Here is a 14975-nt window from a genome sequence, read left to right on the forward strand (position 1 = left end):
TGGGTTAAAAACCGCGAACTATAAACACCTCTGAACATCTTCCACCTGTTCCCTAACTCAACTCATTATCGAAAAACAGCAAAAAACAAATCTTTCAAATTAAGAATCAAAACTCTATAAAATTTTCTACCTTTGACATCAACCATTAGAAAACCGATCTCGAAAAAATCAAGCCCCACAAAGATTAGAGGCGATGAATCGCTTTAAGAACTAATCCAATTCATATAAAAAAATCGTTGCTCATCTGGATCGCTTGTTAAATCCTGATCTTCATAATCAAATATATATACAAGATCATCTAAAGAGGCTTCTTTACCAACCACTAGTTCGTATGCTTTCAGTCCAAGAGACATTTGAGAAGACATGCTTGACGGATGAACATTTATTTTCGCCCCCTTGCAAAAAAACGTTAACTCTGGATTATCTTTCCTCAACAAAGCAAAACATTTATAAAAATCACACCCAAAGTAGATCCGCTTACACCCACTTTCACAAATGAATGCTATTGATATTTCCTCACGATTACAAACCAGGTCAATCTCTTGCCTTTCATTACCATCTGAAATTTTAATTGTAGCTACAAATACTGATTTCATTTGTCTATTTCCCTATGCGGATTTGGAATGGAATAGCCAAACTCCTTACCATCATCAATAATTAATGTAGCACCGAGAACATCCTCCCTCCTTATCCTACCTGGGATTGCAATTTCCTGTTCTTTACTAAAATTATAGGCTGCTCCTAGCTCTTTTTTAAGATCGCGACCTGGAATCATTTTAAGTGTGTAAAGAAACCCTGGCCTTGTGAAGTAGCTTGTAGCGAATGCTTTTCCCATATCTCTCGAAAGAGATGTGCTAATAAAGTTACTAGGAGGAAAGTCGCTATCGATTGAGTGAAGAAATAGATCATTGCTATCTCCTTTACTTTTAAAACCGTGCTCAAAAACTTCCGAAGGATCCTTCGTATCTCCACGGTACAAATACGTATTTTTAGTTTTCGCTGCGGGAGGAGAGGAAATAGCTTCCCCTCCAAGTATCTTTTTAGTCGGATCGTTTGATTCAAAAGACGGTTTGTTGCACCCCGCTCCTCCCGGGCAATCATTCAACCCCAACGGATCCACCCAACCCGTCGGATTCGGCACGTACCGGTACTGATTCAACCCACCTGCGAGTTTCACCGGATCCGGCGTCAAATACCTCCCCAATCGCGGGTCGTAATACCGATGCCGGTTGTAATGCAGCCCGCTTTCCGCATCGAAATACTGCCCCTGAAACCGCAGCGGCTGGTCCAGGTAGTCCTCGCCCGCGAGGGTGATCGCCGACACCTTGCCGTAGGCGTCGTATTGCGCTGACCAGACGATTTCGCCGCTGTAGTCGGTCAGTTCCTGCGGGGTGCCGAGGTGGTCGAGTTGGTAGTAGAACGGGCAGGCCTTTTTCGGGCCTTTGCCGTCGAGCAGGGCCAACGGGCGGAAGGTGCCGGGTTCGTAGACGTAGCTGCGGTGGTGGGTTTTGCTGCTTTCGGCGACGAGGTGGTCGCCTTGCCAGAAGAATTCGGTGGTCTGGCCGTCGACGGTTTTGCGGATTCGTCGGCCGAAGGCGTCGTATTGGTAGGTCGCGGTTTGGCCGTCGGCGCGGGTCAGGCCGATCAGGCGGTGCTGGCAGTCGTAGCGGTATTCGGTGATCAGAAGTTGATCGCGGCCACGGCGCTCGCGGATCAGGTTGCCGAAGGCGTCGTAGTCGTAGTGCCGGTCGCCTTGCATCAGCAGGCGGTTGCCCTTGATCCGCGTGGGGCCGGGGCGGTCCTGCATCAGCAGGTTGCCGGCCGGGTCGTGGGCGAAGGATTCCGGCAGTTCGTCGCGCGAGTGGCGGACGCGGATCAAGCGGTCGAGGGCGTCGTAGCCGTAGGTACGCTGGCCGTGGCGGCTGTCGGCAATGTGCTCAAGATTGCCGTTGGCGCTGTAGGCATAATCGCGCCGATACAGCGAAGCGTGCTGATGACCTACAGCGTGGGCCAGTAACCGCCCCTGCTCGTCGTAGGCATAATCGCTGCGCAGCAGGCCTTGTTGCCGTTGTTGCTCGCGACCGGATTGGTAGACGTGGCTGCTCAGCCGCGTGCCATTAAGATCGATGGCGGTCAGCGCACCGCCCTTGGCGTAGTGGTAATCGAGCTTGCTGTTGTCCGGCAGACGCTGGCGCTTGAGCTGGCCGCAGGCGTCATAGGCATAACGCAAGGTGCCCCAGCCCTGGTGCTCGGTAACCAGCCGGTCCTGCCGGTCGTATTCAAAGGCCAGCGGATGCTTTTGACCGTCATCGACCCCGGTCAGCCGGCCCAGGCGGTCGTAGCGGTAAGCCACCTCCACCCCGTCGGGCAGGGTCTTGAGCAGCAGACGCCCGGCCGCATCACGCGCGTAAGTGGTGACCAGCGTCGAGCCATCATCGCCGAACTCGGTCTTTTCCAGCAGGTGCCCGTTGCGGTCGTAGGCGTAAGCGGTGCGCCGGCCGTCGAAGCCGGTTTCCTGTCGGATCAATCCGGTGGGCGTGTAGTCCAGGCGGTATTTTTCCCCGGACTCGTTCTCGATTTCCGTCAGCAGCAGTTGCGCATGGTCGTAGCGGTACTGCACCCGCGTGCCGTCGGGATTGATCTTGCGCGAGACGAGGTGCAGGTCGTCGTCATACTCGTAGCGGGTGATGTGCCCGAGTTCGTCGCGCTCGGCAGTGACCTGGCCGTAGGCGCCGTAGCTGTAGGCACGGGTAGCGCCCGTAGGAAAGGTCGTCTGAATTAGTCGGCCAACGGCGTCCCACTGCTGACGGGTGATCGCGCCGTGTTCGTCGCAAGTGGTGGTCCGTCGCCCCAGCGCGTCGTAGGAAAAGCGCCGCACACCACCGTCGGGCAGGGTTTCCTCTATCAGTTGCCCGAGGTCGTTCCACGACAACTTGTGCCGGCTGGTGTCCGGATAGCGGATCGACAGCAACTGCCCGCGCGTGTCGTAGTAGTAATGGGTGACCTGACCGTCAGAATCGACCGCCTCGGTGACATCGCCCTCGGCGTTGCGCCGAAACGTCCACACCGCCTCGCCGCGGGAACGGCTGTGCAGGAAACCGTTGCGGTACTCGTAGGACGTTGGCTCGTCGTCCGGCGGAAGCAGCGCGATCAGCCGTCCGACGTCGTCGTAGCGGTATTCGGTGACCGCGCCCAGCGGATCCTGCTCGGCGATCAGCCGGCCCGCTTCGTCGTAGGCCTTGAGGTGCTCACCACCATCGGCCTCCACCTTGCGCACCAGCCGTGCGCTGTCATCGTGGACGTAGGTTTCTTCGGTGCCATCGACGTAATGCACCGTGACACGACCGTCGTCGTCCCAGACATACCGCGTGTTCATCTGCGCGAACGAGGCCCAATGGCGCACGCAACGCGCCGACTTGCCCGAGCGTTCCCATTCCCAGAAAAAGCTCGCGCCGCCGGTCAGCTGCCGCTGCAGGATGACGTGCTGGTCGTCGTAGTCGTAACGTTCGCTGTCACCGACGGCATTGGTCGCGGCCAACAACCGCTGACGGGCGTCGTAGCAATAACTGACCAGCGTCTGCTCGGTGCGCCAGCCATCAGCCTCGAACACCTGGTAATCAACCGCGACCAGATGCGCCCGGTCATAGCGCAACAGCAGCGAGCGCCCGGCGCCATTGTCCAGGCGCTGCACACGCTCGGAAAAATCGCGATGCACCGTCAGACGATTGCCATACCCATCACTGATCGCCACCAACCGCCCAGCGCGAAAGTGATAAAACCGCGCCGCATCCCCGGCCAGCGCGAGGATCAGTTCCTCCGGTTCATCCCCGAGAAAAATCGCCGCCCGCGACAGGCTGTTGTGAATCGTCGGCCGCTCCACACTGGGCAACGGAAACCGCGTACGGCGGTTCTCGTGATCGACCCAGATCACCGCATCGCCATCGAACTCCAGCCGATGCGCCAGTGAATGGCTCCAGCCAAACCCCAGCCCGACATCGATCTCCACCGCACTGGTGCGGTACAGCCGGGTGAACTCGAACGGCAACAAGCCATCGAGCGTGGCGTCGGTCAGGGTCAGCAGTTCTTCGCCAGTGACCATCGACACCGGACAGCCGTTGGTGCAGGTCAGCGGTGCGCAATCGGCGCTGTCGCCGTTGGGGTTTTTCGCTTGATCGGGAGCGTTATCGTGATGATCGTTTTTCTGCAGGGCGGCATTGCGTTTCGCATCCCAGCGCAATTGCATGCGGCCCTTTTTCACCCCGGCGGCAATGCCTCGCGCGGCGACAGTTTTGTACTGGTCGACGTAATGGATGAAGGTGTTGACGATGCCGAACATCGCCTTGACCAGGCGCTTCACAACCGAAAGAAGCTGGGCGGCGCGATCCGCCAGGCGTAGCGTCAGATAAGCGATCCCGGCGCCGGCCCCGACGAATGTCAACACAACGCCGATCAGCACATCGATCAGCACCTGCACGATCATCATCGACGCCGTTTCTGCGGTTTTGCCGGCGATCTGGCTGGGTGGCAGCATCTCCAGCCAGAGACTCGCACTGCGCAGCAGCAAACACAGCGCCGCTTCATCGCTGACCAGCAGCTGCAATTTCTGCATCACATCCGGAGCGGTTTTCGCCAGCTCGATCAGATCCTCCGCTCCACGCCCCAATCGCTCAGCAAACTTGCCGGGGTCCTGCAGAATCTCCGACAGCATGCCGATGCTGTCCCACACCCCCTCGATCGCCGCCCAACTCCCGGCGAGCATGCCGTTGCCCGCCGCCGTCGCCACCGACTGCGACCACTGCGGCTTGAACTCCTGCCACTCGCTGCGCAGCCAGCCATCCAGCTCGCCAGTCAAGCCGTCGTAGGACTGGAACAGCGCCTCGATCTGCTCCGGGGTAACGTCGCTGTGCACCTGCACGCGATAGAACTTGCCTGGCGTACCGGTGAATGTTCCCCGGCCTTGCGCATCAAGTGCGACGGGGGAGATTTGGCCATCACCCACCGCCACCACATCCACCACGATGTCGCCCAGCGGAATGTCGTACACCGACTCGAATTTGCTCTCGATCGCCAGCACCCCGCTTTTCGGGCACTGCACGACGCTGGAGGAAAACTCACTGTCACCCGTGCTGACCGCGGTGACGCGATCACCGAAGCGGATAACCCGCTCCATGCCCATCAGCGACGGCAGATCCGTCGCGTGACTGACCTGGTCGGCGGCTCTGCTGAACCAATGTTCAAGCTGCTGGCGATAGAGGTTGAGGGTGTCGGGGAAGCTGTCGAGTTCTTGCTCGATGCGGCTGACGGCTTCCATCAGCGCACGCGACGATGCGGGGTGGAATGAAAAACCGGGTCAAACATGAGCGTTCCCTCGCGCAAAAATTAGGCGCGGGGACTTTGCGGGGGATCAATCAGGAAAGAAGTCAGGCGAGTAGGCGTTTACTGTAGGACTAATCTGCAAAAGACCAATTACTACAAAACGTATGGCGATAAACGCAAACGTGGCGTGAGGTTTCCCTCACGCCACGTTTATCGAGCGATACAAAATGATTTACCGGGTTTAATCCCGAGCGCTCAACTCTTTGAGTTTGAGCTCGGCCAACGGGTGACCGGCCTTGGCCGCCAGCGTCCACCAGCGTGCCGCTTCGGCCGGATCCGGCGCTTTGCTCGGCGTACCGGCCAAGCTGATCACGCCGACCTGATAAGCCGCTTTGCCATCACCGGCGAGCGCCGCCAGACGCAACAGCCGCACACCCTCTTCGCGGGCACCCAGGCCAACCCCGCGAAACGTCAGAATGTGCCCATAAAGGCTTTGCGCGCCGACATCGCCGAGATTGGCCATGCGCGCAAACTGCCCTTCGAGCCAGCGCCAGCCTCTGGGCTGGCGGACAAACCACGACCAGTGAAACAGCCTACGGGCCAACCAGTAATTTGCCGACACCTTGAGTCGCAAGAACACTCAGGCCTCCGCCGATTCCGGGTACTCGTATTCGAACACCCTGACCACTTCCGACGCATGCCAGGAGGCAGCCGCGACACCATCGGATGGCCCGGAAAAGCGCCCCAGACGTTCGACACACTCAAAAAAACCGGTACGTGGCAAACGGCTGGCACCCTGGCTGATCACCAGCGAACTGCGCAATGGCTGTTCAGCCTTGGCGTCGAGTGCGGCCAGATGCTCAAGTGCCGCGGTCAGCGTCTGCATCGCCGGCGTCGGCAGTTGCAAACGTTCGAGCAAGGCTCGATAGGTCAACAGATGGCGCTGCCTGCGCGCCTGATCCAGCTCCCCCAGCAATCCGTCCCAATGTTGACGACTGATGCGTACGCTCACGATTCATCCCTCCAACCGGGCACCGTCAGTTCCCAGGCCAGGCTGCGGCGAATCGCGGCGTCAGGCTGACGCTCGCCACTTTCGATCATGGCCAGATAAGACGGGCTGATGCCTACCGTGCGGGCCAGCGCCTCAATGGCGATACCCTTCCCTTCGCGCAAACTGCGTAGTTGATCCAGACCTGGAAGAATCGGGTCCGGCGTTGCGACAGCGGGCGTTGGCGCCTGCTGCTGCGGTGTTTCATTGATGCCTGCTGCTTTCAGTAGAGCCTGATACTGGACCCATGGCAGAACCGCATACTCGGGTTCGCCATCGCGTGCAATTATCTGAATATCCATGACTACCCCGTAGGACAACAACACTTAGCGAGTCGGCACTTTTCCCTAGAAGTGTAATCCTAACAGCGGCCAAGGTCGCGGGGGGTATCTATCTGTCTGCAGGCGGAGTGAATCAGGGCTTTTTCGGGCCCTGAAGCTGAAGTTGCTCGGGGGTGTCGGGCAGGCGCTCCACCACCGCGAGTTTTTCCGGCTGCTGCCGGTTGCGCCAGAGCCGAAAAGCATTGAGCTCATCATCGAGGGTTTTCATCAGCCAGGCCAGAACGGCGATGTCATCGAGCATACCGAACACAGGGATGAAATCCGGAATCGCATCCACCGGGCTGAGGAAGTACATCAGACCCGCCACCACCGAGACGATGGCTTTCGGGCTGATCGTCCGGTATTCGCCACGCCAGTAAGCCAGACACAACGCCTGGAGCAAACGCAGATCATCCTTGAGTTTGCCAAGGCGATTGCCTTGCGCCGCTCCTTTGCTCGCCACGGCGAACAACAGGGTCGGCAGACGCCCACGCGCCAGCAATCGACCGGCGAGGGGCAGAAATCGGGCGAAATTCCACGGCGCTTTCATCTATTTCTCCCGTTGAAATGTTATCCACACAAATTGTGGATAACCTTGTGAACAGAGCTGCATTTCAGCGCTGAAAGCCCCGTTTTATAAGGGCCGCGCTCAGATCGGGCGTTTTTTACTCACATAAAAAACCCCAATATTTCATTGACTTGGCGGCTCAGGGCGTCTAGCGCTGGCAGCCTCAATCTCTAGGACTGCTGTTAGCGCCATCCGTTCGCTCTGTTTACCGCCAGCATCGTCCAGATGCAACAACGCCCCGCATAAGCGAGGCGTTGTCTTCGAAGCTACAGCCGATTACTTGGCGGCGGCGTCTTCTTTGGCTGGATCCTTGATGGCCAGCAGTTCCAGGTCGAAAACCAGAACCGAGTTGGCCGGGATTGCCGGGCTTGGTGATTGCGCGCCGTAAGCCAGATCGCTAGGGATGTACAGTTTGTACTTCTCGCCAACGTGCATCAGTTGCAGACCTTCAACCCAACCCGGGATCACGCCGCTGACCGGCAGATCGATCGGGCTGCCACGTTCAACAGAGCTGTCGAACACGGTGCCGTTGGTCAGCTTGCCGGTGTAGTGAACGGTCACGACGTCGGTAGGCTTGGGCTGTGGGCCGTCGGCTTTCTTGACCACTTCGTACTGCAGACCGGAAGCAGTGGTGGTGACACCAGGCTTCTTGCCGTTTTCTTCGAGGAATTTCTTGCCAGCGGCTGCCGACTCTTCGCTCATCTTGGCCATACGCTCTTCAGCACGCTTTTGCAGTGCGGCGAAGGCTTCGACCAGTTCTTCATCTTTCAGCTTCTGTTCTTTCTTGCCGACGGCATCTTCGATGCCCTGGGCTACCGCTTTGGAGTCCAGATCATCCATGCCTTCCTGAGCAAGGCTCTTGCCCATGTTCAGGCCGATACCGTAGGAAGCTTTTTGCGCCGGGGTTTTCAGCTCTACGCTGGTCTGCGAATCACAACCCGCGAGGACCAGGCTAACCAGGGCTACCGCCGCCGCCAACCGATGCTGTTTCATGCTATTTCCTTGTTCATGCGCCGAAAGGGCAATCGAGTAAAGCCGCGAGCTTATCAGGCCGCCACGACCAATGGCTACCGGCATGAGAGCAGGAAATGTCTGATAAGTTCAGGGATTAAAACGCATTCGGGCCAAGGGACGATGAAGCTTCTGTCATCTGGAGCTGACAAGGACTGGTGGGACTTCCTACGACAGTTGGCGTAATGGCCACTTGCCGCACCTGCAACAGCTGAGGCATAACAGCGCAACAACTCGACAAGGATGTTTATCTTGCGCCTCTTATTCCGTGTGCTGACTCTGATCGTGGTACTGCTGGGCTTGGTCCTGGCCGTGATTCTGTACTACGTCGCCAACCCGAAACTGCCCTTCTATACCCCGGCCCGACAGGTGCATTACCTGCAGCAGTGGAGTGAGGAGGAACGCCAGACTTACTACTTCACGCCGCAGGGCACACAGGTCAAAGGCCTGCGTTATGAATGGTTCGAGGCGCTGGAACTGCCCTTCTCGCAGCAGCGTTTCGCGTCCCCGGAATACCTCGCACGCTTCGGTTTTCTGGTGGATCCACAGCAGAAAGCCACGCCGAACAACTCCGGCAACCTGCCGGTCGGCTTTGCCCGCCATGCGAATCCCGGTGGCACCGAGCAATTTCTCGATATCACCTGCGCCGCCTGCCACACCGGCGAATTGCGCTTCAAGGGCCAGGCCGTGCGGATTGACGGCGGTTCGGCGCAACATGTTCTGCCTTCCAGCGTTCCTACGTTGCGCGGTGGCAGTTTCGGACAGGCCTTGGTCGCCAGTCTGACCTCGACCTACTACAACCCGTGGAAGTTCGAACGTTTCGCTCGCACTGTGCTGGGCAACGACTACGACCTGCGCCACGAGCAACTGCGCAAGGACTTCAAGGAGTCGCTGAACACCTTCCTCAAAGTCGCCTGGAACGACACTCATCGCGGCCTCTACCCGACCGAGGAAGGCCCGGGACGCACCGATGCCTTCGGCCGCATCGCCAACGCCACCTTCGGCGACGCGATCTCCCCTGCCAACTACCGCGTGGCCGACGCTCCCGTGGACTACCCGCAGCTGTGGGACATGTGGACCTTCGACTGGGTGCAATGGAACGGCTCGGCGCAGCAACCGATGGCGCGCAACATCGGTGAAGCGCTGGGCGTCGGCGCCACGTTGAATTTCTTCGACAGCAACGGCCAGCCACTGCAGGGCGATGCACGTTACGCGTCGAGTGTGCGCGTGCGTGATCTGCACAAGATCGAAGAAACCCTGCAACGCCTGCAACCACCCGCCTGGCCGGAGGATGTGCTGGGTGCTATCGACAAACCGCTGGCCGCCAAGGGGCGAGCGCTGTTTGCCGAAAACTGCGCCGGTTGCCACGTGCCACGCCAGACTCAGGAGGGCGAGCGCTGGGTGCAGCACTTGCACATGCTGCCGGTGGAGGTGATCGGTACCGATCCGAATGCCGCAACCAACATTGCCAACCACCGTTTCGACCTGACGCCGCTGCAATGGGATCTGAAGGAGCTGGAGCAGATGGATGTGAAGTTGCATCCGACGCCCACCGAACCACTGGATCTGAGTCAGCTATCGGTGGCCAAGGGCCTGGCCTATGTCACCGCGTTCGTCGAAAACCGTGCCTATCGCGAGGCTGGCGTCACCCCGCAGGAGAAACCGCAACTCGATGGTTTCGGCCTGCCGATCGGCGTACGCGAAAAACTTGCCTACAAGGCCAGGCCATTGGCCGGTGTCTGGGCCACCGCGCCGTTTCTCCACAACGGTTCGGTGCCGAGCCTTTATCAGTTGCTGTCGCCGCAGGATGAACGCGCCACCACCTTCTATAAAGGCACGTTCGAGTACGATCCGCGCCACTTGGGTTACCGCACCGAAGCCTTCACCAACGGCTTTTTGTTCGACACGCGGATCACCGGCAACCACAACAGCGGCCATGAATTCCGCGCTGGCGAACGGGGTAATGGCGTGATCGGTCGACTGCTGCAACCAGAAGAACGCTGGGCCTTGCTGGAGTACCTGAAAGTGCTGGGCGGACCGCTGGAGGCGCAATTGCCATGATGATCAACTCGTATAAAAAACCATCCCTTCTCGCCCGCATCTGGCTGTGGCTGGGACGACTGCTGGGCAAAACCCTGCTGGCTTTATTGGTGATCGGTCTGCTGGGCTGGGCCGTTGCCTGCGCATGGTTCGCCTGGCAACACCGCGGCCCGGTGTCGGCGCAGGAACAGATTCCCGTCGGTGAAGCGGCGATGACCCAGGACGTGATCCAGACCGCCGTACGCATTGTCGATCAACACCGCGAAGGCACGCGTTACCTGCGCGACGCGCATGCCAAGGCCCATGGTTGCGTGAAAGCCGAAGTGACGGTGCTGCCGGAACTGACACCAGCGCTGCGCCAAGGGGTTTTCAGCGAACCGGGCAAAACCTGGCAGGCGATGGTTCGCCTGTCCAATGGCAACGCCTATCCGCAGTTCGACAGCATCCGCGACGCCCGGGGCATGGCCATCAAACTGCTCGATGTGCCCGGCAAACCATTGCTCGGCGACCGTCAGCAGCGGCACGAGCAAGACTTCGTGATGTTCAGCCACCCGAACTTCTTTGTCAGCGATGTCGCCGAGTATCGTCAGAATGTGGCCGCTCAGGCTGACGGCAAAAAGATCATGGCGTTTTTCCCCGGCTGGGATCCACGCAGCTGGCAGATCCGCCACCTGTTCATCGCGCTGGCCACTCTGGCGCCGCCACCGGATAGCCCGACGGCGACAACGTACTTTTCGGTATCCCCCTACAAATTCGGTGAGGCCAATGCGAAGTTTCGGGTCGCGCCGGATCCGGATAATTGCCCGGCGTATGCCCTCCCCCCGCAAAACCACGACCTGCCGAATTTCCTGCGCAGTGCGTTGAATCAGCAACTGTCGACGGATCGGGTGCCGGCGTGTTTTGTGCTGCAGATTCAGCGTCAGGATGCGAACAAGCACATGCCCATTGAGGACACCAGTATTGAATGGCGCGAGCAAGATTCACCGTTTGAAAGCGTGGCGCGGATCACCTTGCCTGCGCAGGACTTCGACACGCCTGCGCTGAATCTGGCGTGTGACAACCTGTCGTTCAACCCGTGGTTTGGCATCGAAGCGCACCGACCGATTGGCGGGATCAACCGCTTGCGTAAAGCGGTGTATGAGGCGGTGAGCGATTATCGCCATAGCCGCAATGCCGAACAGTGAGGAGACGAGGAGATGATTTGTGGTGAGGGGATTTATGCCCGATGGGATGCGAAGCAGCCCCAGCTTGAAGACTTTGGGCCTGCTGCGCAGGGGGGATAAATCCCCTCACCACAGAGGCATTGCAGAAATTATCAAATCGCAGACAGCAAAAAGCCCGCACTAGGCGGGCTTTCTGTGGTGACCTGGCGTTCAGTGGGTCCAGGTGACCGAATATGGCGCAGCGGACGGGACTCGAACCCGCGACCCCCGGCGTGACAGGCCGGTATTCTAACCGACTGAACTACCGCTGCGCGAAACGCTTGAAACGAATGGTGGGTGATGACGGGATCGAACCGCCGACATTCTGCTTGTAAGGCAGACGCTCTCCCAGCTGAGCTAATCACCCTTCGCTTCGTTACGGGGCGCATTATGCCACAAGTTTTCGTAATGTGTTGATTTAATTGAAGTTTTTTTCAAAAAAATCCGAAAACCGGTGAAACGACACAAACCCGATGGAACAAGGTACAAACTTGAGACAGAAAAAAACCCGCTTAGGCGGGTTTTTCCGTGGTGACCTGGCGTTCAGTGGTCCAGGTGACCGAATATGGCGCAGCGGACGGGACTCGAACCCGCGACCCCCGGCGTGACAGGCCGGTATTCTAACCGACTGAACTACCGCTGCGCTAAACACTTGAAACGAATGGTGGGTGATGACGGGATCGAACCGCCGACATTCTGCTTGTAAGGCAGACGCTCTCCCAGCTGAGCTAATCACCCTTCGCTTCGGTGTGGCGCGCATTCTACGGAGCGACCCAACCTCTGGCAAGCACTTTTTTAATTAATTTTCTCAGGCCTTCCAAAGGCTTAGAGAAGGGTTGGCCTATGACCCGGCGAAGACAATAATGCCCCCCTTTGTATAAAGGAGAGACTCACCCCATGTGGTTCAAAAACCTGCTTATCTATCGCCTGACCCAAGACCTGCCTGTCGATGCCGAGGCGCTGGAAACTGCACTGGCCACCAAACTGGCGCGTCCATGTGCAAGCCAGGAGTTGACCACCTACGGTTTCGTCGCGCCGTTCGGCAAGGGCGAAGATGCGCCACTGGTACACGTCAGCGGCGATTTCCTGCTGATCGCTGCGCGTAAAGAAGAACGCATTCTGCCGGGCAGCGTCGTGCGCGACGCGGTCAAGGAGAAGGTCGAAGAGATCGAAGCCGAGCAGATGCGCAAGGTCTATAAGAAGGAACGCGATCAGATCAAGGATGAAATCATCCAGGCGTTCCTGCCGCGCGCCTTTATCCGTCGCTCGTCGACCTTCGCCGCCATCGCGCCGAAACAGGGCTTGATTCTGGTGAACTCGGCCAGCCCGAAACGCGCCGAAGACCTGCTCTCCACAATGCGTGAAGTGCTCGGCACCCTGCCCGTGCGTCCGCTGACCGTGAAAACCGCGCCGACCGCGGTGATGACCGAGTGGGTCACCACCCAGCAAGCCGCCCCGGACTTCTTCGTTCTGGACGAGTGCGAACTGCGCGACACCCACGAAGACGGTGGCATTGTGCGTTGCAAGCGTCAGGACCTGACCAGCGAAGAAATCCAGCTGCACCTGAGCACCGGCAAAGTGGTCACCCAATTGTCGCTGGCCTGGCAGGACAAGCTGTCGTTCATGCTCGACGACAAGATGACCGTCAAACGCCTGAAGTTCGAAGACCTGCTGCAGGATCAGGCGGAACAGGACGGTGGTGACGAAGCGCTGGGCCAACTGGACGCCAGCTTCACCCTGATGATGCTGACCTTCGGTGACTTCCTGCCGGCGCTGGTTGAAGCGTTGGGCGGTGAAGAGACGCCGCAGGGGATCTAAAACCCTGTGACGTCCAAAATGTAGGAGTGAGCCTGCTCGCGATGAGGACCTGACATTCAACGCAAATGTTGACTGAACAACCGCTATCGCGAGCAGGCTCACTCCTACAGTTGTTTTGTGGTGCTCATTTAATAATAAGGAACACGCCATGCGCGCACTGGCTGCACTGAGCCGCTTTGTCGGCAACACCTTCGCTTACTGGGTGCTGATCTTCGCGGTGATCGCGTTCCTGCAACCGGCGTGGTTTCTCGGTCTCAAAGGCGCGATCGTGCCGCTGCTGGGGCTGGTGATGTTCGGCATGGGCCTGACCCTCAAACTCGATGACTTCGCCGCCGTTGCCCGCCATCCGTGGCGCGTGGCTTTGGGCGTGGTTGCGCATTTCGTGATCATGCCCGGTGTGGCGTGGTTGCTCTGCCAGATCTTCCACCTGCCGCCGGAAATCGCGGTCGGGGTGATTCTGGTCGGCTGCTGCCCGAGCGGCACCTCTTCCAACGTGATGACCTGGCTGGCCCGCGGCGATCTGGCGCTGTCGGTGGCGATTGCCGCCGTCACCACCCTCCTCGCCCCGCTGCTGACCCCGGCGCTGATCTGGCTGCTGGCTTCGGCGTGGTTGCCGGTTTCGTTCATGGAATTGTTCTGGTCGATTCTGCAAGTGGTGCTGCTGCCGATCGTGCTCGGCGTGGTCGCGCAACGCCTGCTCGGCGACAAGGTGCGCCACGCGGTGGACGTGTTGCCACTGGTGTCGGTGGTCAGCATCGTGATCATCGTCACCGCCGTAGTAGCTGCCAGTCAGGCGAAGATTGCCGAATCCGGGCTGCTGATCATGGCCGTGGTGATGCTGCACAACAGCTTCGGCTACCTGCTGGGTTACTTCACCGGACGTCTGTTCAAGCTGCCACTGGCGCAACGCAAGTCGCTGGCGCTGGAGGTCGGCATGCAGAACTCGGGGTTGGGCGCGGCCTTGGCCAGCGCGCACTTTTCGCCGCTGGCGGCGGTGCCGAGCGCGTTGTTCAGCGTCTGGCACAACATTTCCGGGGCACTGCTCTCGACGTATTTCCGCCGGATGAGCGAGAAAGAAGACCGCGCAACGGCAGCTCAACAGGCTGCCGATTGAGCGCGAACTTGATCCCCGGAGTGATGCTCGTCAATATATTGCGCAACGCGGGGACGACCCTGCGGCTCGATCGAGTTATCAATCTGGGGACGGCCCCGTCAATCGATGGAGGTCTCTCATGTCCTGGATCATTCTGTTTTTCGCCGGCCTGTTCGAAGTCGGCTGGGCCGTCGGCCTGAAATACACCGACGGCTTCACCCGCCCGCTCCCCACCGTCCTGACCGTTGCGGCCATGGCCATCAGCCTTGGCCTGCTGGGACTTGCGATGAAGGAATTGCCTCTGGGTACGGCTTATGCGATCTGGACCGGGGTCGGCGCCGTGGGCACGGTGATTGCCGGGATCATACTGTTTGGCGAGTCGATGGCGTTGATTCGCCTGGCCAGTGTGGCGTTGATCGTTACCGGGTTGATTGGCCTCAAGGTCAGCGCTTAGACCACTGGCCCCATCGCTGGCAAGCCAGCTCCCACAGGGATCTCCGGTGAACACAAATCTTGTGTAAATCCAGAAAACCTGTGGGAGCTGGCTTGCCAGCGATGA

Annotated in this window: 12 protein-coding genes and 4 tRNA genes; 5 read left to right on the forward strand and 11 right to left on the reverse strand. The window is 58.8% G+C overall.

The window, feature by feature from the left end; all coding sequences use genetic code 11:
* Nucleotides 1–203: 203 nt before the first annotated feature.
* The 7 genes from PMI25_RS28075 to PMI25_RS10745 form a co-directional block, all read right to left on the reverse strand.
* Complete coding sequence (locus tag PMI25_RS28075) at nucleotides 204–596, reverse strand: hypothetical protein (RefSeq protein WP_081755202.1); 393 nt, start codon at nucleotides 594–596, stop codon at nucleotides 204–206.
* Complete coding sequence (locus PMI25_RS10720; protein ID WP_024164448.1) at nucleotides 593–5311, reverse strand: RHS repeat-associated core domain-containing protein; 4719 nt, start codon at nucleotides 5309–5311, stop codon at nucleotides 593–595. The genes PMI25_RS28075 and PMI25_RS10720 overlap by 4 nt, the downstream gene beginning before the upstream one ends.
* Before the next feature lie 246 nt (nucleotides 5312–5557).
* Nucleotides 5558–5956 (reverse strand): SEL1-like repeat protein, encoded by a 399-nt coding sequence (locus PMI25_RS10725; RefSeq protein ID WP_007966728.1) that lies wholly within the window; start codon nucleotides 5954–5956, stop codon nucleotides 5558–5560.
* The gene (locus tag PMI25_RS10730) at nucleotides 5957–6328 is read right to left on the reverse strand and encodes a hypothetical protein (protein ID WP_003223109.1); all 372 of its coding nucleotides are present in this window, start codon (nucleotides 6326–6328) and stop codon (nucleotides 5957–5959) included.
* Entirely contained in the window at nucleotides 6325–6666 is a 342-nt protein-coding gene (locus PMI25_RS10735) for a helix-turn-helix domain-containing protein (RefSeq protein ID WP_007966727.1), read from the reverse strand. Before PMI25_RS10735 ends, PMI25_RS10730 begins: the two co-directional genes overlap by 4 nt.
* A gap of 112 nt (nucleotides 6667–6778) precedes the next feature.
* A complete protein-coding gene (locus PMI25_RS10740; protein WP_007966726.1) occupies nucleotides 6779–7234 on the reverse strand; it encodes a YkvA family protein in 456 nt (151 codons plus the stop codon).
* Nucleotides 7235–7528: 294 nt separating this feature from the next.
* Nucleotides 7529–8245, reverse strand: coding sequence for an FKBP-type peptidyl-prolyl cis-trans isomerase (locus PMI25_RS10745; RefSeq protein WP_007966725.1), 717 nt, complete (start codon nucleotides 8243–8245; stop codon nucleotides 7529–7531).
* Nucleotides 8246–8515: 270 nt separating this feature from the next.
* On the opposite strand from PMI25_RS10745, the gene PMI25_RS10750 reads away from it, so the two are divergent.
* Nucleotides 8516–10324: a di-heme-cytochrome C peroxidase gene (locus tag PMI25_RS10750; RefSeq protein ID WP_007966724.1), complete on the forward strand. Its 1809-nt coding sequence runs from the start codon at nucleotides 8516–8518 to the stop codon at nucleotides 10322–10324.
* Entirely contained in the window at nucleotides 10321–11487 is a 1167-nt protein-coding gene (locus PMI25_RS10755) for a catalase family protein (protein ID WP_007966721.1), read from the forward strand. The genes PMI25_RS10750 and PMI25_RS10755 overlap by 4 nt, the downstream gene beginning before the upstream one ends.
* 213 nt (nucleotides 11488–11700) lie before the next feature.
* On the opposite strand, the gene PMI25_RS10760 is transcribed toward PMI25_RS10755, so the two are convergent.
* The 4 genes from PMI25_RS10760 to PMI25_RS10775 form a co-directional block, all read right to left on the reverse strand.
* Nucleotides 11701–11777, reverse strand: a tRNA-Asp gene (locus tag PMI25_RS10760).
* Between the two features lie 19 nt (nucleotides 11778–11796).
* A tRNA-Val gene (locus PMI25_RS10765) sits at nucleotides 11797–11872 on the reverse strand.
* Between the two features lie 199 nt (nucleotides 11873–12071).
* Nucleotides 12072–12148 (reverse strand) — tRNA-Asp (locus tag PMI25_RS10770).
* A 19-nt stretch (nucleotides 12149–12167) separates the two neighbouring features.
* A tRNA-Val gene (locus PMI25_RS10775) sits at nucleotides 12168–12243 on the reverse strand.
* Nucleotides 12244–12402: 159 nt separating this feature from the next.
* Here PMI25_RS10775 and rdgC point away from each other — a divergent pair.
* The 3 genes from rdgC (at nucleotide 12403) to sugE (ending at nucleotide 14870) form a co-directional block, all read left to right on the forward strand.
* Nucleotides 12403–13323, forward strand: coding sequence for a recombination-associated protein RdgC (gene rdgC, locus PMI25_RS10780; RefSeq protein ID WP_003223096.1), 921 nt, complete (start codon nucleotides 12403–12405; stop codon nucleotides 13321–13323).
* 148 nt (nucleotides 13324–13471) lie between these two features.
* Nucleotides 13472–14437 carry a bile acid:sodium symporter family protein gene (locus PMI25_RS10785; protein ID WP_007962929.1) on the forward strand — a complete coding sequence of 322 codons (966 nt, stop codon included), beginning with the start codon at nucleotides 13472–13474 and terminating at the stop codon, nucleotides 14435–14437.
* Nucleotides 14438–14555: 118 nt separating this feature from the next.
* Complete coding sequence (gene sugE, locus PMI25_RS10790; protein WP_007962927.1) at nucleotides 14556–14870, forward strand: quaternary ammonium compound efflux SMR transporter SugE; 315 nt, start codon at nucleotides 14556–14558, stop codon at nucleotides 14868–14870.
* Nucleotides 14871–14975 lie beyond the last annotated feature (105 nt).

This window comes from Pseudomonas sp. GM30 (assembly GCF_000282275.2).
Lineage (GTDB): Bacteria > Pseudomonadota > Gammaproteobacteria > Pseudomonadales > Pseudomonadaceae > Aquipseudomonas.

Coding starts and splice junctions, on each gene's coding strand:
- PMI25_RS10740 (WP_007966726.1), bottom strand. CDS start 7,234: ATGAAAGCGCCGTGGAATTTCGCCCGATTTCTGCCCCTCGCCGGTCGA.
- PMI25_RS10720 (WP_024164448.1), bottom strand. CDS start 5,311: ATGGAAGCCGTCAGCCGCATCGAGCAAGAACTCGACAGCTTCCCCGAC.
- PMI25_RS28075 (WP_081755202.1), bottom strand. CDS start 596: ATGAAATCAGTATTTGTAGCTACAATTAAAATTTCAGATGGTAATGAA.
- PMI25_RS10785 (WP_007962929.1), top strand. CDS start 13,472: ATGCGCGCACTGGCTGCACTGAGCCGCTTTGTCGGCAACACCTTCGCT.
- PMI25_RS10745 (WP_007966725.1), bottom strand. CDS start 8,245: ATGAAACAGCATCGGTTGGCGGCGGCGGTAGCCCTGGTTAGCCTGGTC.
- rdgC (WP_003223096.1), top strand. CDS start 12,403: ATGTGGTTCAAAAACCTGCTTATCTATCGCCTGACCCAAGACCTGCCT.
- PMI25_RS10755 (WP_007966721.1), top strand. CDS start 10,321: ATGATGATCAACTCGTATAAAAAACCATCCCTTCTCGCCCGCATCTGG.
- PMI25_RS10735 (WP_007966727.1), bottom strand. CDS start 6,666: ATGGATATTCAGATAATTGCACGCGATGGCGAACCCGAGTATGCGGTT.
- sugE (WP_007962927.1), top strand. CDS start 14,556: ATGTCCTGGATCATTCTGTTTTTCGCCGGCCTGTTCGAAGTCGGCTGG.